Here is a 17,161-nt window from a genome sequence, read left to right as displayed (position 1 = left end):
TTCGTACCCATCTATAACGACCTCACTCTCGCGCGGGAAACCCCATCTTCATGAGCTCCGCCCTGACCATTCGCCAGTTGACCAAGACCTACGGAAACGGCTTCCAGGCCCTGCACGGCATCGATCTGGACGTTGCCGAAGGTGACTTCTTCGCCTTGCTTGGCCCCAATGGCGCCGGCAAATCCACCACCATCGGCGTGCTTTCCACGCTGGTGAACAAGAGCAGCGGCACGGTCAGCGTGTTCGGCCATGACCTTGACCGCGAACCCTACGCGCTCAAGCGCTGCCTCGGCGTTGTGCCGCAGGAATTCAACTTCAACCAGTTCGAGAAGGTGTTCGACATCGTCGTCACTCAGGCCGGCTACTACGGCATTCCGCGTTCCGTCGCCAAGGAGCGCGCCGAGCAGTACCTGACCCAGCTCGGCCTGTGGGACAAGCGCGACGTGGCCTCACGCGAACTGTCCGGTGGCATGAAGCGCCGCCTGATGATCGCCCGCGCTCTGGTGCACCAGCCGCGCCTGCTGATCCTCGACGAGCCCACCGCTGGGGTGGATATCGAGCTGCGCCGTTCGATGTGGAGCTTCCTCACCGAGCTGAACAAGCAGGGCACCACCATCATCCTGACGACCCACTACCTGGAAGAGGCCGAGCAGCTCTGCCGCAACATCGGCATCATCGACCACGGCCGTATCGTGGAGCTGAGCAGCATGAAGGATCTGCTGAAGAAGCTGCATGTGGAGACCTTTCTCTTCGACCTCAAGGACTCCTACAGCTCAGTGCCGCTGCTGCAGGGCTATCCCGCGCGCCTGGTCGATCATCACACCCTGGAAGTGCAGGTGGAGAAGAGTCAGGGCCTCAACGCGCTGTTCCAGCAACTGGCCCAGCAGCAGGTCGAGGTGCTCAGCCTGCGTAACAAGAGCAATCGCCTGGAGGAGCTGTTCGTCTCCCTGGTGGAAAAGAACCTGGCCAAGGTGGCGCAATGACCTCTCAGTACCTCAACAGCGAATTCGCCGCCAATCTGGTGGCCCTGCGTACCATCGTTCACCGTGAGATCCGCCGCTTCGTGCGGATCTGGCCGCAAACCCTGCTACCGCCAGCGATCACCATGGTTTTGTACTTCGTGATCTTCGGTAACCTGATCGGCCGGCAGATCGGCGATATGGGTGGCTTCAGCTACATGGAGTACATCGTGCCGGGGCTGATCATGATGTCGGTGATCACCAACAGCTACGGCAACGTGGTATCGAGCTTCTTCGGTAGCAAGTTCCAGCGCAACGTCGAAGAACTGCTGGTATCGCCGGTATCGCCGCACACCATCCTCATCGGCTTCGTCGTCGGTGGCGTGTTGCGCGGGTTGGCGGTGGGCTTCATCGTCACGCTGCTGTCGTTGTTCTTCACCCACTTGCAGGTGCATCACCTGGGTGTGACCGTGCTGGTGGTGCTGCTGACGGCGACCATCTTTTCCCTCGGTGGCTTCGTCAACGCGGTGTACGCGCGCAACTTCGACGACATTTCGATCATCCCGACCTTCGTGCTGACGCCGCTGACCTACCTGGGCGGGGTGTTCTATTCCATCACCCTGTTGCCGCCGTTCTGGCAGACGGTGTCGCTAGGTAACCCCATCCTGCACATGGTCAACGCCTTCCGTTACGGCATTCTCGGGGTATCCGACATCCGCATTGGCGTAGCCATCGGCTTCATGCTGCTGGCCACTGCTGCGCTCTACACCCTGTGCATCCGCCTGCTGATCAGCGGTCGCGGCATGCGTCAGTGACGCTTTTGTGGGAGCGGATTCATCCGCGATCTCGCGGTTAAGGCCGCTCCTACAGGCGTGGTGGCGAGGGAAAAAACATAGCGAAATAACTTGCGCACCTGTCAGTAACGCAGCAGCCGGTTAGACTCCGCCTCTACCAAGAAGAAGGGGCTGATCATGACCGTGCTGTTGCGTGCTCTTCCATTGCTGTGGCTGGGTGTATTCGCGTTGCCTGCGGTGGCTGCAGAAGGACCAATGGTCGAGATCGTGCCGGTGCGGCAGATGGAGGTGCGTGACGAGCTAATCACCTTCGGTTCGCTGCGCTCCGACGAGTCGGTGATGATCCGCCCGGAAGTGGAAGGACGCCTGGCCACCCTGCATTTTCGCGAGGGCCAGGCGGTAACCGCCGGCGATCTGCTGATCAGCCTTGACGACGCCATTGCGCGCGCCGAATTCGCCCAGGCGCGGGCTAATCTCGATCTCGCCGAGAAGAACCACCAGCGGGCGCAGATGTTGTTCCAGCGCGGCGCCAGCAATGCTCAGGCGCTGGATGAGGCGCAGAGCCAGCTGCAGGCTGCGCGCGCCAGCCAGGCCCTGGCCCAGGCCAGGCTCGACAAGACTCAGATCAAGGCCCCTCACGACGGCACGCTCGGCCTACGCCAGGCCAGCGTCGGTGACTACCTCAGCGCCGGGCAGAACATCGTCAACCTGGAGGTGCTCGACCCGCTCAAGGTCGACTTCCGTATTCCACAGAAGGCCGTGGCCCAGGTGCGCCTCGGTCAGACCGTGGAAATCACCCTCGATACCTACCCAGGCGAACGCTTTCGTGGCGAGATCTTCGCCATCAACCCGCGCCTGGATGAGGCGGGGCGCAGCCAGGCGATCCGCGCGCATATCGGCAACGATGATCGACGCCTGCGTCCAGGTCAGTTCGTCCGCGTTTCGGTGATTCTCGAAGAGCGGCCGCAGGCGCTGGTGATCCCCGAAGAGGCGGTGATGCCACAGGGCGACAAGTTGCTGGTCAACCTGGTGGTCGATGGCAAGGTCGAGCGCCGTGAGGTGACGCTGGGCAAGCGTTTCGATGGCCTGGTGGAAGTGCATGAGGGCCTGCAGGGTGACGAAACCATCATCAGCGCCGGTTGGCAGCGTGTGCGTGAAGGGCTGGCCGTGCGTACCAAGAGCGGGGAGCGCCAGCCGTGACACTTTCCGACGTCTGCATTCGCCGGCCGGTATTCGCCACTGTTCTGTCGCTGATCGTGGTGTTGCTGGGACTGATGGCCTACGACCGCCTCAATGTGCGCGAATACCCCAATATCGACGTGCCCATCGTCACCGTGCAGGTTACCTACCCCGGCGCCAGCCCGGAAATCATGGAGTCGCAGGTAGCGCAGCCGGTGGAGGACGTGCTCTCCGGCATCGAGGGCCTGGACTTCGTCACCTCCATCAGTCGCGCGGAAAACACCCAGATCACCGCCCAGTTCCGTCTCGGCCGCAGTGCCGACGAGGCAGCCAACGACGTACGAGATCGCCTCGGGCGGGTGCGCAGCCTGCTGCCGGATGAGGTCGATGAGCCCATCGTGCAGAAGGTCGAGGCCGACGCCCAGCCGGTGGTGTGGATCGCCTTTCACAGCCAGCAGCACAGCGCCATGGAGATCACCGATCTGCTGGAGCGGGTAGTCAAGGATCGCCTGCAAACTATTCCCGGTGTGTCCGAAGTACAGGTGCGCGGGGCGCGTACCTTCTCCATGCGCATCTGGCTCGACCCGGAAAAGCTCGCCGCGCACAACCTCACCGTGCAGGACGTGGAAGACGCCCTGCGCCGGCAGAACGTGGAAATTCCAGCCGGACGCATCGAGTCGCGCGAGCGTGAGTTCAGCGTGCTGTCGGAAACCGATCTGCGTACCCCGGAGCAGTTCAGCGAGCTGATTCTCGACGACTCGCAAGGCTATCTGCTGCGTCTGTCCGACGTTGGCCGCGCCGAAGTGGGGCCGCGCGATGAGCGTACCGTGGTGCGTTTCAACGGTTTGCCAGCGGTGACCTTGGGCCTGGTCAAGCAGGCCACGGCCAACCCGCTGGATATCTCCGACGGGCTCGAAGCGGCCTGGGACGATGTCAAGGCACTGCTACCCGACGGCATGAACATGACCGTGGCCAACGACAACTCGCAGTTCATCCGCGAATCCATCGACAACGTCTTCACTACCATCTGGGAGGCGGTGGCGCTGGTCATCCTGATCATCTTCATCTTCCTGCGCTCGCTGCGCGCGACGCTGATTCCCCTGGTGACCATCCCCGTTTCGTTGATCGGCGCCTTCGCCCTGATGTCGCTGATGGGCTTCACCATCAACACCCTGACCTTGCTGGCCATGGTTCTGGCCATCGGCCTGGTGGTGGACGATGCCATCGTCATGCTGGAAAACATCCATCGTCATATCGAGGCCGGGATGAAGCCCATGCAGGCGGCCTTCAAGGGCAGTCGCGAGATTGCCTTCGCGGTGATCGCCATGACCTTGACCCTGGCTGCAGTCTTCGCCCCCATCGGCTTCATGCAGGGCACCACCGGCAAGCTGTTTACCGAGTTCGCCTGGACCCTGGCCGGCGCCGTGCTGGTTTCCGGTTTCGTGGCGCTGACGCTGACGCCGATGATGTGCGCAGTGATGCTCAAGCCGCATCAGCACGAGCAGCGCCATGGCCGCGTGTACAACCTGATCGAAGGCTTCCTCAACGGCCTGACCTATAGCTACAAGCACAGCCTGGACCGTGCGCTGCGCGCCTGGCCGCTGGTGCTTGGCGTGCTGCTCGGTGCCTTCGTGATGTGCGCCTGGTTGTTCGGCGGCTTGCGTTCGGAGCTGGCGCCTACCGAGGACACCGGCACCATCGTCGGCGTTTTCAATGGTCCGGACGGCGCCACCATCGATTACACGGCGCGCTACGGCCGTGAGGTCGAAGCCGCTTACGCGAGCATTCCGGAGACCAATCGCTATCTGATGATCGCCGGTTTCCCCACGGTGGCGCAGGGCATCTCCTTCATGAAACTGGAGGACTGGGGCGACCGCTCGCGTACCCAGTTCGAGATTCGCAACGAGCTGCTGCCGCAGTTGCAGGACATCGCCGGCATGCGCGTGACCCCGGTCAACCGTCCGCCGCTGGGACAGAGTGCGCGTAACCAGCCGATCAACTTTGTCGTGCGCTCGTCCATGGAATACGCCGAGCTGCAGGTTTATGTCGATCAACTGATGGAGCGCATGCGTGATTATCCGGGCCTGGAGGGGCTGGATAGCGACCTCAAGCTCAATTCGCCGCAGCTCAAGATCACTGTCAATCGTGAGCAGGCAACGGCGGTTGGCACCGATGTTTCGGTGATTGGGCGCAGCCTGGAAAGCCTGTTCGGCAGCCGCCAGGTGACCCGCTTCAAGCAGAACGGCGAGCAGTACGACGTGATGGTGCAGCTGCAGGATATCGACCGCAGCAACCCGCAGGACCTGGATCGGGTGTACGTGCGTGATCGCGATGGCGGCATGGTGCAGCTGTCCAACCTTATCGAGGTGCGCGAGACGGTGGCGCCGCGCGAGCTCAATCACTTCAACCAGCTGCGTGCGGTGACCATCAGCGCCAACGTCGGCACCGGATACACCCTGGGCGAGGCGCTCAACCACCTGGAGACCGCTGCGCGCGAGGTGTTCCCGCCCGAGACGCAGTACGACTACACCGGCACTTCGCGTGATTTCAAGGAATCCAGCTCGGGCATCCTGCTGATCTTTGCCCTGGCGCTGGCGTTCATCTTCCTGGTGCTGGCGGCGCAGTTCGAGAGCTTCAGCGACCCGCTGATCATTCTGTTCAGCGTGCCCTTGTCGATGGCCGGCGCCTTGCTGGCACTGAAGCTGTTCGGAGGGACCTGGAACATTTATTCGCAGATCGGCCTGGTGACTCTCATCGGCCTGATCACCAAGCACGGCATCCTTATCGTCGAGTTTGCCAACCACCTGCTGCGCGAGGGCAAGGCGCTACGTGAGGCGGTGATCGAGGCGTCGGTGCAGCGCCTGCGGCCGATCCTGATGACCACCGGCGCCATGGTGCTGGGTTCGCTGCCGTTGGCCATCGCCACGGGTGCCGGTGCCGAAAGCCGTCAGCAGATCGGCCTGGTGATTGTTGGCGGATTGCTGGTGGGGACCTTCTTCACCCTCTACGTGATTCCGACGCTGTACCTGCTGCTGCGCCGTTGGGCACCGCTGCGGGTAATCGAGGAGGAGCCGGCAGCGGTCTGACTGGCCTGTGCCGATGGCCATCGTAGGAGGCGCTTTAACGGCGAGCTTTTGCAGCTGTCGCGGCCACGACTGCAGGGATGCAGGAGGTAGAGCGAAGCAGGATGCCCGAGCCGAAAGCCCCTCCCACGGGCATTGAACGACTGATTGTCGTAGGACCGAGCTCTGCTCGCGAAGCTTTTGGCGGTAATGCGATTCGCGAGCGGAGCTCGCTCCTGCAAGTGTCTGCGTGGTGCTTCGCGGGTGCGACTTGGCGCTCAACCCGCTAAACTCGCGCGGTTTTCGCCACCCTGGATTGCCAGCCATGCAGCACCCCGCCGAACATTCCCCGCTGGGCAAGTCCAGCCAGTACATCGCCGAGTACAGCCCCGAGTTGCTGTTTCCCATCTCGCGTACCACCAAATGGGCGGAGCTGGGCCTCGATGGCGCCAGCCTGCCGTATCAGGGCGTGGACTACTGGAACTGCTACGAGCTGTCCTGGCTGCTGCCGTCCGGTAAGCCGGTGGTGGCCATCGGTGAGTTCGCCATCCCGGCCGACTCGCCGAACATCATCGAGTCGAAGTCCTTCAAGCTGTACCTCAACTCCCTGAACCAGTCGGCTTTCGCCAGTTGGGATGAGTTGCAAGCGACACTGGTGCGTGATCTGTCGGCGGTGGCCGGCAAGCCAGTAGCGGTGCGCCTGCGCTCGCTGGCTGAGGTTTCTGACGAAGGAGTGGCAACGCTGCCCGGTCAGTGCATCGATGAGCTGGATATCAGTGTCAGCCAGTACGACCACCCGCAACCCGAGCTGCTGCGCTGCGACGCCGGTCGCGTGGTGGAGGAGAGCCTGCACAGTCATCTGCTCAAATCCAATTGCCCGGTTACCGGTCAGCCGGATTGGGGCAGTCTGGTCGTCGAGTATCGTGGTGCCGCGCTGGATCATGCCAGCCTGCTGGCCTATCTGGTGAGCTTCCGCCAGCACGCGGATTTTCACGAGCAGTGCGTCGAACGCATCTTTCTCGATCTGCAGCGCCTGCTGCAGCCGCAGTCGCTGACTGTCTATGCACGCTACGTGCGCCGTGGCGGGCTGGACATCAACCCGTACCGCAGCACCGAGGTGATCAAACCGGAAAATGGTCGCCTGGCGCGGCAGTAATCCATGAAAAATGCCGCCAAACGGCGGCATTTTCCTGAGTTGCTCGATGTTAGCCGGGGCAGGGCATTCAGATGCCCATGTTGGCCAGGCTCTGCATGATGTTGCGCAGGGTGCCGGCGAGGGTAGGGTGGCTGGCCTCGAAACGTTCCACCGCCAGATTGACGCCATCGACCAGCGTGGCGTCGGGCGCTGAGGCGGCTTCACGCGCCAATTGCACTTCGATTTCCTGGGTCAGCAGGTAAAGCGATGCACGTTCTTCCTCGCTGAGCGGCGTGTCCTGGGCCAAGTGTTGCTGGAGGGCTTCCAGTTGCTGCTGCAGGTCGCTTGCTGGCATAGAGTTCTCCTTTTCGAATCAGCTTAGGCATTGACCCCCAGCTGCGCTGGAAGTTTTCAACCCGTACCTGAAGGTTAATCCAAGCGAGCCGGCTTTGCCTGATCAGAGTCAAAGGCTCAGGGCTTTTCGCCCTTGCTCCGGCGTACGCCGATATCGTCCAGGCTGGCCTCGATTTCTCCCAGGTGATCGACTACCGAATGCACGCCCAGACGATAGAGCTGCAGCGTGGCCTCGGCGCGCAGGTGTTTCTGCTCGCTTGCGTCCAGTGCCTGCCAGTCGGCCAGGGCATAGCCGCACAGTGGCCCGCAGGCGGCCAGGCCGATGGTCCAGCAGCCAGCATTGAGCCCGGCTTGCAGCAGTAGCGGATTACCGCTGACGACTACAGAACCATCCAGGCGCTCGACATTCAGCTGGCTCAATGCCTGCCAGCAACTGTCTGGCGCCGGCCACGGCCTTGTCTGACGCGCCAACACCGCTTCGATGGGCGTGGGCAGTGCTTCGGCCAGGCGCAGGGTGGTATCGGCCGGCAGGTCGTCCAGCCAGGCGCAGGGCGTGCCATTGGCATGCAGGCTTTGCAGCAACTGTGCAGCACCTGGGGTCAGCTCGGCATGGTCGCCGGCCACCTCGCTCAGCGTCTGCTGTAGCGCTTGCAGTTGTGCTGCGGTTGCCGGCTTGCCTAGCCAGGCGTCCAGCGTCTGCTGCGGCGCACCGACGAGGCTTGTGGGCGTGCACTCGGGGTGCAGCCGCTGCAGTGCGACGGGTAGCGTGCGGGCACCGAAGTCGACCAGGCAGCCGGACAGTTGAAAGATCAGGGCGGTGCAGGGGGAGGGCATGGGATCATCCGTGGCATTGGCCTAGGCCAATCTAGCGCCAGCGGATGACCGTAATGTGACCGCTAGATGACGTCGAACAGAGCGCGTACATGCTCCGGCAGGGCTACCGACTTGCCACTCTCATGGTCGATCCACACCAGTTTGCAGTAACCCTCACCGTAGACCGTGAGCGGGTCCTCGACGGTGCGCAGCCGGTGTTCGATCACCAGGCTGCTGCGCCCCACCGCGCCAGCCCGCAGTTCCACCACCACGGTGGCGGGGTGGATCACCGGTTTCAGATAGGTGTGCTGGGTTTGCAGGACCACCGGGCCGAACGGCACGTTGCTCATGGCTACGCCGGCCAGCTCGAACCAGGCGACACGGGCTTCTTCCAGGTATTGCATGTAGATGATGTTGTTGACGTGCCCGTAGCTGTCCATATCGCCCCAGCGTACGGGGATGTGTGCGGTGTGCAGCAAGGTTTCGTCGGTCATCGCTTTTCTTCGCTATGCTGCCCAATCAGGGCTCCAGGCTTTATACTACGCGGCATTCGGCCCGCTGGCGGTGGCCACATTATTTTCCTCAAGGAGAGATTTAAATGCATGTGATCGGTGCTCGCTGGATCGCGCGCCTGGGTGGCCTGATGGCCCTCGTCGGCCTGAGCCTGCTGCCTGCGATGAGTCAGGCAGCTTCGGAAGAAGATCCTTGGGAAAGCTTCAATCGCCCCATCTTCCGTTTCAACGATACCGTCGATACCTATGCGCTGAAGCCGATCGCCCAGGGTTATCGGGCGGTCACGCCGCAATTTCTCGAAGATGGCGTACACAACGTGTTCGGCAACATCGGCGACGTTGGCAACCTGGCCAACAACCTGCTGCAGGGCAAGCTGCACAACGCTGGCGTCGATACCGGTCGCCTGATCTTCAACACCACCTTCGGTGTGCTGGGCTTCTTCGACGTGGCCAAGCACATGGGCCTGCGCAAGAGTGACGAAGACTTCGGCCAGACCCTGGGCGTCTGGGGTCTGAACAGCGGGCCTTACCTGGTCATCCCGCTCCTCGGGCCAAGCACCGTGCGTGATGCCACCGGTCGGGTGCCGGACAGCTTCCTGACGCCGTATCCGCACATGGATCATGTGCCAACGCGTAACGTCACCCGTGGCGTGCAGGTTGTCGACACCCGTGCCAACCTGCTGCAGGCCGAGCGGCTGATCAGCGGCGACAAGTACATCTTCATCCGCAACGCATACCTGCAGAGCCGTGAGTTCAAGGTCAAGGATGGCCAGGTCGAAGACGACTTTTAAGTCCTGACAGATGCAAAAAAGGCGGCCCCTGGGCCGCCTTTTTCGTAAATGCAGATTTCAGCTCATGGAGATGATGGCCAGGCCCAGCGACTGACGACCGTCACCCAGGTCGCCGACCCGCACGACCTCTGCGTGAGCGTCGAGGCCGGCGAGTTCGCTGTGTTCTGAAGGGATATGGACCTTGACCTTGTCGCCCATGCTCAAGGCCGCTTCAGCCTCGATTTGCATGCCAGTACTGGAAAGATCCAGGCACAGTGCGGGAATTTCCCGGCCAGCATGATGGAGGACGACTGCAGCTTCCAGTCGCATGCGGATGTAGTCGCGTTTCTCGCTGTACGCTCGATCGTTCTGACTCATGGACCCTGTCCTCTTCTTATGAGCTCTCCCGCGGCTCTTATAACCCTCGTCGATTTGACCTGTAAAGCCGCCGAACGACGACCGGTCCCGGCTTGAATCGGCCGGCAGATGGGAGTACCGTCTGCCCCTTGAAATCGCCCTGGCGCCATAGATGCAGCGCCGCGCCACGGGCAGTGACCAAAAATTGCCCTGGCGCAGTTTGCCTGGATACCCCATGCACAAAACCAGTGCCACTCTGCTGATCATTGACGACGACGATGTCGTACGTGCAAGCCTCGCGGCCTACCTCGAGGACAGCGGCTTCAAGGTGTTGCAGGCCAACAACGGTTTGCAGGGGCTGGAAGTGTTCCAGCAGGAAGGCCCCGACCTGATGATCTGCGATCTGCGCATGCCGCAGGTCGACGGTCTTGAACTGATTCGTCGTATCAACGCACTGGGTGTCGAGGTGCCGGTGATCGTCGTTTCCGGCGCCGGTGTGATGACCGATGCTGTCGAAGCCCTCCGTCTCGGCGCTGCCGACTACCTGATCAAACCTCTCGAAGACCTCGCCGTGCTGGAGCATTCGGTGCGCCGTGCGCTGGACCGTGCGCGTCTGCGCGTCGAGAACCAGCTCTATCGTGAGAAGCTGGAAGCGACCAATCGTGAGCTCCAGGCCAGCCTGCACCTGTTGCAGGAGGACCAGAACGCCGGCCGTCAGGTGCAGATGAACATGCTGCCGGTGACGCCCTGGCAGGCCGATGGCCTGAACTTCGCGCACCAGATCATCCCGTCGTTGTACCTGTCCGGTGACTTCGTCGATTACTTCCGTATCGACGAGCGACGCGTAGCGTTCTACCTGGCCGATGTTTCCGGCCATGGTGCGTCGTCGGCATTCGTCACCGTGCTGCTCAAGTTCATGACCACGCGCCTGCTCTACGAGTGGCGGCGTGGCGGCACGTTACCGGAATTCAAACCCTCCGATGTACTCGGCCACATCAATCGCGGGTTGATCAACTGCAAGCTGGGCAAGCACGTGACCATGCTCGGCGGTGTGATCGACGAGGAGAGCGGCATGCTCACCTACAGCATCGGCGGGCATCTGCCGCTGCCGGTGCTGTTCGAAAATGGCCAGGCGCGCTACCTGGAAGGCCGTGGCCTCCCAGTCGGCCTGTTCGAGGAAGCCGAATACGGTGATCTGGAAATGCAGTTGCCAGAGTCTTTCAGCCTGACGCTGCTGTCCGATGGCATTCTCGACCTGCTGCCAGGTGACACGCTGAAAGAGAAGGAATTGGCGTTGCCACAACTGGTTAGCCAGGCTGGCGGTACGCTGGGTGGTTTGCGTCAAGTTCTCGGTCTGGCCAATCTGGGCGAGATGCCGGATGATATCGCCTTGCTGGTGTTGAGCAGGAACCTTGCATGAATCCTGGGATAAGCCCCGGTCGCATCCAATTCGCCGAGCAGGACGGAACCTTCGTCCTGAAGTTTGTCGGTGAAGTCCGTCTGACGTTGTGTTCAGCACTGGATGCCACGATTGAAAAGATTTTCACCGCGTTGAATTTTTCGGCCATCGTCATCGACTTGACCGAAACTCGCAGTATCGACAGCACGACCCTCGGTTTGCTGGCGAAATTGTCCATTCTGTCGCGGCAGAAGGTTGGTCTATTGCCGACCGTTGTCACCACTCACGACGACATCACGCGCCTGCTGGAGTCCATGGGCTTCGACCAGGTGTTCAACATCGTCGATCGGCCGATTCCCTGCCCGGATTGCCTGGATGATCTGCCTTCGCAGGATCAGTCCGAAGAGGTGGTGAAGGCCAAGGTGCTGGAAGCGCACCGCATCCTGATGGGGCTCAACGACTCCAATCGCGAGGCGTTCCATGATCTGGTCAGCGCACTCGAGCGGCACTGATCGAGTGCTTCCGTAGGGTGCGCTGCGCGCACCGATATCTGCCGAGAAAGTTGGTGGTGCGCACAGCGCACCCTACCTCGCAATGAAAAGGGGCGTCAGCTTGGCTGACGCCCCTTTGTCATTCAGGCCTTGGCGGCCAGCAGGGCTTCGAGTTTTTCCTGATCGCGGGCGAACAGGCGGATGCCCTCGGCCAGTTTTTCGGTAGCCATGGCATCCTCGTTCAGAGCCCAGCGGAAGCCGCCTTCATCGAGGCTCTGGCGAGGTTCGCCGGCAGCGCCAGGGGCGAGTTGACGAGTGAGCTGGCCATCGTCCTCTGCTAGCTTCTGCAGCAGTTCGGGGCTGATGGTCAGACGGTCACAACCCGCCAGCGCTTCGATCTGGCCGGTGTTACGGAAGCTCGCACCCATCACCACGGTGTCGTAGGCATTGGCCTTGTAGTAGTCGTAGATGCGCGTGACCGATTGCACGCCTGGATCTTCGTTGCCGACGAAATCACGGCCCTCGGACTTCTTGTACCAATCGTAGATGCGCCCCACGAACGGCGAGATGAGGAATATGCCGGCATCGGCGCAGGCCTGCGCCTGGGCGAAGGCGAACAGCAGCGTCAGGTTGGTCTGCACGCCGGCTTTTTCCAGCTGCTCGGCGGCGCGGATGCCTTCCCAGGTCGAAGCGATCTTGATCAGTACGCGCTCGCGGCCGATCCCCGCTTTTTCGTAAAGACCGATCAGGCGCTCGGCGCGGCGCAGGGTCGCGTCGGTGTCGAACGACAGGCGCGCATCGACTTCGGTGGAAATGCGCCCTGGAATGACCTTGAGGATCTCCTGGCCGACGGCGACCGCGAAATGATCGCAGGCCAGCCCCACGTCACCCTTGCCAGCACTCATGGCCTGATTCAGCAGGTCGGCATAACGAGGCAGGGCAGCTGCCTTGAGCAGCAGCGAGGGGTTGGTGGTGGCATCCACCGGTTGCAGGCGGGCGATGGCATCGAGGTCACCGGTATCGGCGACTACGGTAGTGAACTGCTTGAGTTGTTCCAGCTTGGAGGTCATGACGAGGCCTTGTCGTTACAGATGGCATGACCTTACCCGAGGCGCAGCGGGCGCTCAACGGTCGGGTCACTGACAAAATTTAGCTTTTCGGGCTGCGCTTTTTACCGGCTCGTTCGTCTTTATCTATGACGGTACGTAAGAACGTGCCGAAGTCGGTGGAGTCCGACTGTAGACGAGCTGCCAAGGAGCCCGAGCATGTCGACCCAAACCCAGCTTTCTCGTTCAGTTTCCGCTGGCCTGGATACGCGCCAGTGCCGTGAGTGGTTGCAGGCCGCCGGGCTGCGCTTCAGCATGCCTCGGCTCAAGGTGGTGGAGGCGTTGTGCAGCGCCAATGACGAGCAGGGGATATCCGCGCGCGCACTCCACCAGCAATTGAGTGAGGCCGGCGAACCGCTGTCGCTGGTCAGCGTGCGCCAGGTGCTACGGCGTATGGAGGAGAATGGCCTGGTGCAGACGACGGGGCGTAGCCGCTATCGCCTGAGCGCGCCGGATCAATGACCGCGTAGCAGTTCGGCTGCCTGGTCGAGCAGCGCCAGTGGGTCTTGCACCTTGTGAATGTCCACCGACAGCAGCTGGCGGAAACGCCGTGCACCAGGGAAGCCTTGGGCCAAGCCCAGTACGTGACGGCTGACGTGATGCAGGGTGCCGCCCTCGCGCAGGTGTTGCTCGACGTAGGGTTTGAGTGCGAGCAGGGCGTCCATGCGGGTGATGCCCGGGTCTGCGGCGCCGAACAGGCGGCTGTCCACCTGCGCCAGCAGATAGGGGTTGTGATAGGCCTCGCGGCCGAGCATCACGCCATCGAAGGTCTGCAGATGCTGCTCGCATTCCTCGAGGGTCTTGATACCGCCGTTGAGGATGATCTCGAGATCTGGGAAGTCCTGCTTGAGCTGTGCGGCGATGTCGTAGCGCAGCGGCGGAATCTCACGGTTTTCCTTCGGCGACAGGCCTTCGAGGATGGCGATGCGCGCATGCACGGTGAAGCTGCGGCAGCCGGCATCGCGCACCTGGCCGACGAAATCGCACAGCTCGGCGTAGCTGTCACGGCCGTTGATGCCGATGCGGTGCTTGACCGTCACCGGGATGTTCACGGCGTCCTGCATGGCCTTCACGCAGTCGGCGACCAGCGCCGGGTGGCCCATCAGGCAGGCGCCGATCATGTTGTTCTGCACCCGGTCGCTGGGGCAGCCGACGTTCAGGTTCACTTCGTCATAGCCATGTTCTTCGGCCATCTTCGCGCAGGTCGCCAGGTCCTGCGGGTTGCTGCCGCCTAACTGCAGGGCAATCGGGTGTTCGCACTCGCTGTAACGCAGGAAACGCTCGCGGTCGCCATGGATCAGCGCGCCGGTGGTGACCATCTCGGTGTAGAGCAGGGCATGACGCGACAGCTGACGGAGAAAGAACCGGCAGTGACGGTCAGTCCAATCCATCATCGGGGCCACGGAGAAGCGGCGGGACAGGGCGGACGGCGTGGCTACAACATTTTCTAAAGACATGTGGGATGACGCGTTCTGACGTGTTGACGGGGTTTTCAGGCAAGAAACTCTGGCGCGGCGCTGTTCTACTGGTATCCGTCGCGCAGTGGCGCAACTGCTGGCAGCGGCGTGCAAGTCTACCAGAGCTGTGACTTTTCTCTCGCGACGCGTATCGGTTTAACGCTACAAGCTGCATGCTTCAGGTCGAGTCGCTCTCCAGACAGCGGCCAAATAACAACAACGCCTGCGTGAATTGCCTGCATGAAGATTCAACCTCTGCCCCCACTCAACAGCCTGGTGGCGTTCGAGTCAGCCGCGCGAAACCTGAGTTTTACCCTCGCGGCCAAGGAACTGAACGTCACCCAGGGTGCGATCAGCCGGCAGGTTCGTCTGCTCGAGGATTACCTCGGCAAGACCCTGTTCGAGCGCACCACCCGCGAGATCAATCTCAGCCCGACCGGCAGCCACTACTACGACACGGTGCGTGAGTCCCTGCTGCAGTTGGCCCATGCCACCGGCGAGATCCGTCACTGGCGCGGCGCGCAGCAGGTCACGGTGGTCACCAGTACCGCCATGGCCTCGCTCTGGCTGTTGCCGCGGGTCGCCGAGTTCCAGCGAGACAATGAAGAAGTGGACCTGCGCATCATCGCCTATGACCACGTCAAGGATTTCTCCCGCCTGGACTGCGATCTGGCGTTGTACTACTGCCGCACGCCGCCGAAGAACATGCAGGTGACGCCGCTGTTCGCTGAAGAAGTGTTCCCCGTGTGCAGCCCTGGCTACCTGGCCAAGCACCCGGATTTCTACGACCCGACGCAGCTGGCCACCGGCACCTGGCTGTGGCTGGAAGACCCACAGCGTGACTGGATCAGCTGGCCGGAGTGGTTCCAGCGTCTGGGCCACAAGGCGCGCGAGCCGCGGCACCGAATCAACATCAACAGCTATTCGATGCTGATCCAGTCGGCGCTGAGCGGGCAGGGCATTGCGCTGGCCTGGTCGAACCTGGTCGACAACCACCTGCAGACCGGCGCGTTGGTGCGACCCATCGATGTCACGCTGCATACCGATGCACAGTTCTGCCTGCTCGAACCGCTGGGGCGCAGCAGCCGACAGAGCGTGCAGCGCTTTCGCAACTGGTTGATGGAGCAGGTCACCAGCGAGTCCGGTGATGAGCTTCAAGCGGGGTGAAACGAGGCTGCCGCAGGCTTTTGGCCTGAGGCAGCTCGTGCTTTGCCCGTAGCGTGGGCGATCAGTGAGGAGGGCGGTTTCGCGGCTGTTGGCGTGGAACCGCTGCGCAGCAGGCAGCGCTTGCCGGGTTGGCAAGTGCCTGCAGAGCGTTGCGCAGTGCCGGCAAGATGGCACCGGTGGCAACGCCGGACAAACCATTTCTCTTCATGAGTCGATGAGTTAACGACATGCATCAACCCGCGTAATTACTGGCTTTACTAACCCATCTATCCTGATATTTATGATTTTTTATCATAAATATCAGTGCAAAAAATCGTTTGTCGAACAATCCCCTGCTTTTCGACACTGGTGACCAACGAGCAGCGCCCTAGCGACTGCCGATCACCACCACCGTGCCTTGCAGGGGATAACAACAATGACTCAAGCCACTTCTCAGCAAATTCCAGTGCACCAACTGGAAACCGTACTCGCGCCCATCCACCAAGCCACCGGCCTGTCCAACGAGTTCTATACCGACCAGAAGCTGTTCGAGCTCGAGCGCGACCAGGTCATGGGTAAGACCTGGGCCTGTGTCGGTTTCGCCAGCGACCTGAACCAGAACGGCTCGGTAAAACCGGTCGACTTCATGGGCTTGCCGCTGCTGCTGATGCGTAACCGTGAAGGCCTGGTGCAGGTGTTCCACAACGTTTGCAGCCACCGTGGCATGAAGCTGGTGGAAGAGGCCGGTACCGTGCAGGGCGTGATTCGCTGCCCGTACCACTCCTGGACCTACGATCTTAACGGCGGCCTCAAGGGCACGCCGCACGTGGGCGGTATCGACAAGCACAAGGACGAGCGTTTCGCCTGCGAGAAGCACGGCCTCAAGGCCATCCGCAGCGCCATCTGGATGGACATGGTATTCGTCAACCTGTCCGGCGACGCGCAGCCGCTGGAAGAGATGCTGGCGCCGCTGACCGCGCGCTGGAGCCAGTTCCTCGGTGATGACGGCATGGGCCTGATGCGCCGCCGCGCCAACATGGACTCGACCACCCTCGACATCGCCTGCAACTGGAAGCTGGCCGTGGAGAACTACTGCGAGGCGTACCACCTGCCGTGGGTGCACCCGAGCCTGAACACCTACTCGCGTCTGGAAGATCACTACAACATCCTCTTCGACGAGCAGTTCGCCGGCCAGGGCAGCTACGCCTACAACCTCTCCGACGTTGCCGGCACCCACTTGCCGCAGTTCCCAAGCTGGCCGCAGGACCGCCTGCGCAACGCCGAGTACGTGGCTTTCTTCCCCAACGTGCTGCTGGGCATCCAGGCCGACCATGCCTTCGCCATGCAGCTGGAACCGGTCGCACCGGGCCGTACCATCGAGCACCTGCGCCTGTTCTATGTCGGTGACGAGGCATTGAGCGACGAGTACGCCGCCTGCCGCAATGCCATTCTGGAATCTTGGAAGGTGGTGTTCGCCGAGGACATCGCCTCGGTCGAGGGCATGCAGAAGGGCCGTCATTCGCCAGGTTACGGCGGCGGCGCGTTCTCCCCGGAAATGGACATCCCAACGCACTACTTCCACCAGTGGGCCGCGCGCAAGTTGCTGACCATCGCGCAGAACGCCTGA

General features: G+C 61.9%; 17 protein-coding genes. 11 read left to right on the top strand and 6 right to left on the bottom strand.

Annotation, left to right across the window (positions count from 1 at the left end; genetic code table 11):
* Positions 1 to 50 precede the first annotated feature (50 nt).
* The 5 genes from CDO35_RS05980 to queF all read left to right on the top strand — a co-directional run bounded on the left by CDO35_RS05980 (position 51) and on the right by queF (position 7,150).
* Positions 51 to 983 carry an ABC transporter ATP-binding protein gene (locus CDO35_RS05980; RefSeq protein WP_099523047.1) on the top strand — a complete coding sequence of 311 codons (933 nt, stop codon included), beginning with the start codon at positions 51 to 53 and terminating at the stop codon, positions 981 to 983.
* On the top strand, positions 980 to 1,774 hold the full coding sequence (locus CDO35_RS05975; protein WP_099523046.1) for an ABC transporter permease: 795 nt from the start codon (positions 980 to 982) through the stop codon (positions 1,772 to 1,774). The genes CDO35_RS05980 and CDO35_RS05975 overlap by 4 nt, the downstream gene beginning before the upstream one ends.
* Positions 1,775 to 1,930: 156 nt before the next feature.
* Positions 1,931 to 2,953, top strand: coding sequence for an efflux RND transporter periplasmic adaptor subunit (locus tag CDO35_RS05970; RefSeq protein ID WP_099523045.1), 1,023 nt, complete (start codon positions 1,931 to 1,933; stop codon positions 2,951 to 2,953).
* Positions 2,950 to 6,018, top strand: coding sequence for an efflux RND transporter permease subunit (locus tag CDO35_RS05965; RefSeq protein ID WP_099523044.1), 3,069 nt, complete (start codon positions 2,950 to 2,952; stop codon positions 6,016 to 6,018). The genes CDO35_RS05970 and CDO35_RS05965 overlap by 4 nt, the downstream gene beginning before the upstream one ends.
* A gap of 301 nt (positions 6,019 to 6,319) precedes the next feature.
* The gene (queF, locus tag CDO35_RS05960) at positions 6,320 to 7,150 is read left to right on the top strand and encodes an NADPH-dependent 7-cyano-7-deazaguanine reductase QueF (protein WP_099523043.1); all 831 of its coding nucleotides are present in this window, start codon (positions 6,320 to 6,322) and stop codon (positions 7,148 to 7,150) included.
* Between the two features lie 67 nt (positions 7,151 to 7,217).
* Here queF and CDO35_RS05955 read toward each other — a convergent pair whose 3' ends face one another.
* The 3 genes from CDO35_RS05955 to CDO35_RS05945 all read right to left on the bottom strand — a co-directional run bounded on the left by CDO35_RS05955 (position 7,218) and on the right by CDO35_RS05945 (position 8,790).
* Positions 7,218 to 7,484: a DUF4404 family protein gene (locus CDO35_RS05955; protein ID WP_021490580.1), complete on the bottom strand. Its 267-nt coding sequence runs from the start codon at positions 7,482 to 7,484 to the stop codon at positions 7,218 to 7,220.
* A gap of 116 nt (positions 7,485 to 7,600) precedes the next feature.
* A complete protein-coding gene (pcrP, locus tag CDO35_RS05950; protein ID WP_099523042.1) occupies positions 7,601 to 8,317 on the bottom strand; it encodes an HAD superfamily inactivated hydrolase PcrP in 717 nt (238 codons plus the stop codon).
* Positions 8,318 to 8,379: 62 nt separating this feature from the next.
* Positions 8,380 to 8,790 (bottom strand): acyl-CoA thioesterase, encoded by a 411-nt coding sequence (locus CDO35_RS05945; RefSeq protein ID WP_099523041.1) that lies wholly within the window; start codon positions 8,788 to 8,790, stop codon positions 8,380 to 8,382.
* A gap of 104 nt (positions 8,791 to 8,894) precedes the next feature.
* Between CDO35_RS05945 and CDO35_RS05940 the strand changes: the two genes are divergently transcribed.
* Complete coding sequence (locus CDO35_RS05940) at positions 8,895 to 9,599, top strand: MlaA family lipoprotein (protein WP_099523040.1); 705 nt, start codon at positions 8,895 to 8,897, stop codon at positions 9,597 to 9,599.
* A 57-nt stretch (positions 9,600 to 9,656) separates the two neighbouring features.
* Here the strand turns inward: CDO35_RS05940 and CDO35_RS05935 are convergent, their stop codons facing one another.
* A complete protein-coding gene (locus CDO35_RS05935; RefSeq protein ID WP_021490576.1) occupies positions 9,657 to 9,956 on the bottom strand; it encodes a PilZ domain-containing protein in 300 nt (99 codons plus the stop codon).
* A gap of 214 nt (positions 9,957 to 10,170) precedes the next feature.
* Here CDO35_RS05935 and rssB point away from each other — a divergent pair, with 214 nt between their 5' ends.
* Together rssB and rssC are read left to right on the top strand one after the other, a co-directional pair.
* On the top strand, positions 10,171 to 11,355 hold the full coding sequence (gene rssB / locus CDO35_RS05930) for a two-component system response regulator RssB (RefSeq protein WP_099523039.1): 1,185 nt from the start codon (positions 10,171 to 10,173) through the stop codon (positions 11,353 to 11,355).
* Positions 11,356 to 11,363: 8 nt separating this feature from the next.
* On the top strand, positions 11,364 to 11,846 hold the full coding sequence (gene rssC, locus CDO35_RS05925; RefSeq protein WP_026088796.1) for an anti-sigma factor antagonist RssC: 483 nt from the start codon (positions 11,364 to 11,366) through the stop codon (positions 11,844 to 11,846).
* Between the two features lie 122 nt (positions 11,847 to 11,968).
* Here the strand turns inward: rssC and tal are convergent, their stop codons facing one another.
* Positions 11,969 to 12,895 carry a transaldolase gene (gene tal, locus CDO35_RS05920; RefSeq protein ID WP_099523038.1) on the bottom strand — a complete coding sequence of 309 codons (927 nt, stop codon included), beginning with the start codon at positions 12,893 to 12,895 and terminating at the stop codon, positions 11,969 to 11,971.
* A gap of 195 nt (positions 12,896 to 13,090) precedes the next feature.
* Here tal and CDO35_RS05915 point away from each other — a divergent pair, with 195 nt between their 5' ends.
* On the top strand, positions 13,091 to 13,393 hold the full coding sequence (locus CDO35_RS05915) for a transcriptional repressor (protein WP_099523037.1): 303 nt from the start codon (positions 13,091 to 13,093) through the stop codon (positions 13,391 to 13,393).
* Here CDO35_RS05915 and dusA read toward each other — a convergent pair.
* Positions 13,387 to 14,388 carry a tRNA dihydrouridine(20/20a) synthase DusA gene (gene dusA / locus CDO35_RS05910; protein ID WP_099523036.1) on the bottom strand — a complete coding sequence of 334 codons (1,002 nt, stop codon included), beginning with the start codon at positions 14,386 to 14,388 and terminating at the stop codon, positions 13,387 to 13,389. The two genes, CDO35_RS05915 and dusA, sit on opposite strands and share 7 nt — an antisense overlap.
* A gap of 240 nt (positions 14,389 to 14,628) precedes the next feature.
* Between dusA and CDO35_RS05905 the strand changes: the two genes are divergently transcribed.
* Both CDO35_RS05905 and CDO35_RS05900 read left to right on the top strand, forming a co-directional pair.
* Entirely contained in the window at positions 14,629 to 15,555 is a 927-nt protein-coding gene (locus tag CDO35_RS05905) for a LysR substrate-binding domain-containing protein (RefSeq protein ID WP_099523035.1), read from the top strand.
* Between the two features lie 415 nt (positions 15,556 to 15,970).
* Positions 15,971 to 17,161 carry an aromatic ring-hydroxylating oxygenase subunit alpha gene (locus tag CDO35_RS05900; RefSeq protein WP_208019937.1) on the top strand — a complete coding sequence of 397 codons (1,191 nt, stop codon included), beginning with the start codon at positions 15,971 to 15,973 and terminating at the stop codon, positions 17,159 to 17,161.

Origin of the sequence: Pseudomonas sediminis (genome assembly GCF_002741105.1) — a bacterium.
GTDB lineage: Bacteria > Pseudomonadota > Gammaproteobacteria > Pseudomonadales > Pseudomonadaceae > Aquipseudomonas > Aquipseudomonas sediminis.
The sequence above is the reverse complement of the archived record's forward strand: the minus strand, read 5'-3'. Positions and strand labels throughout refer to the sequence as shown.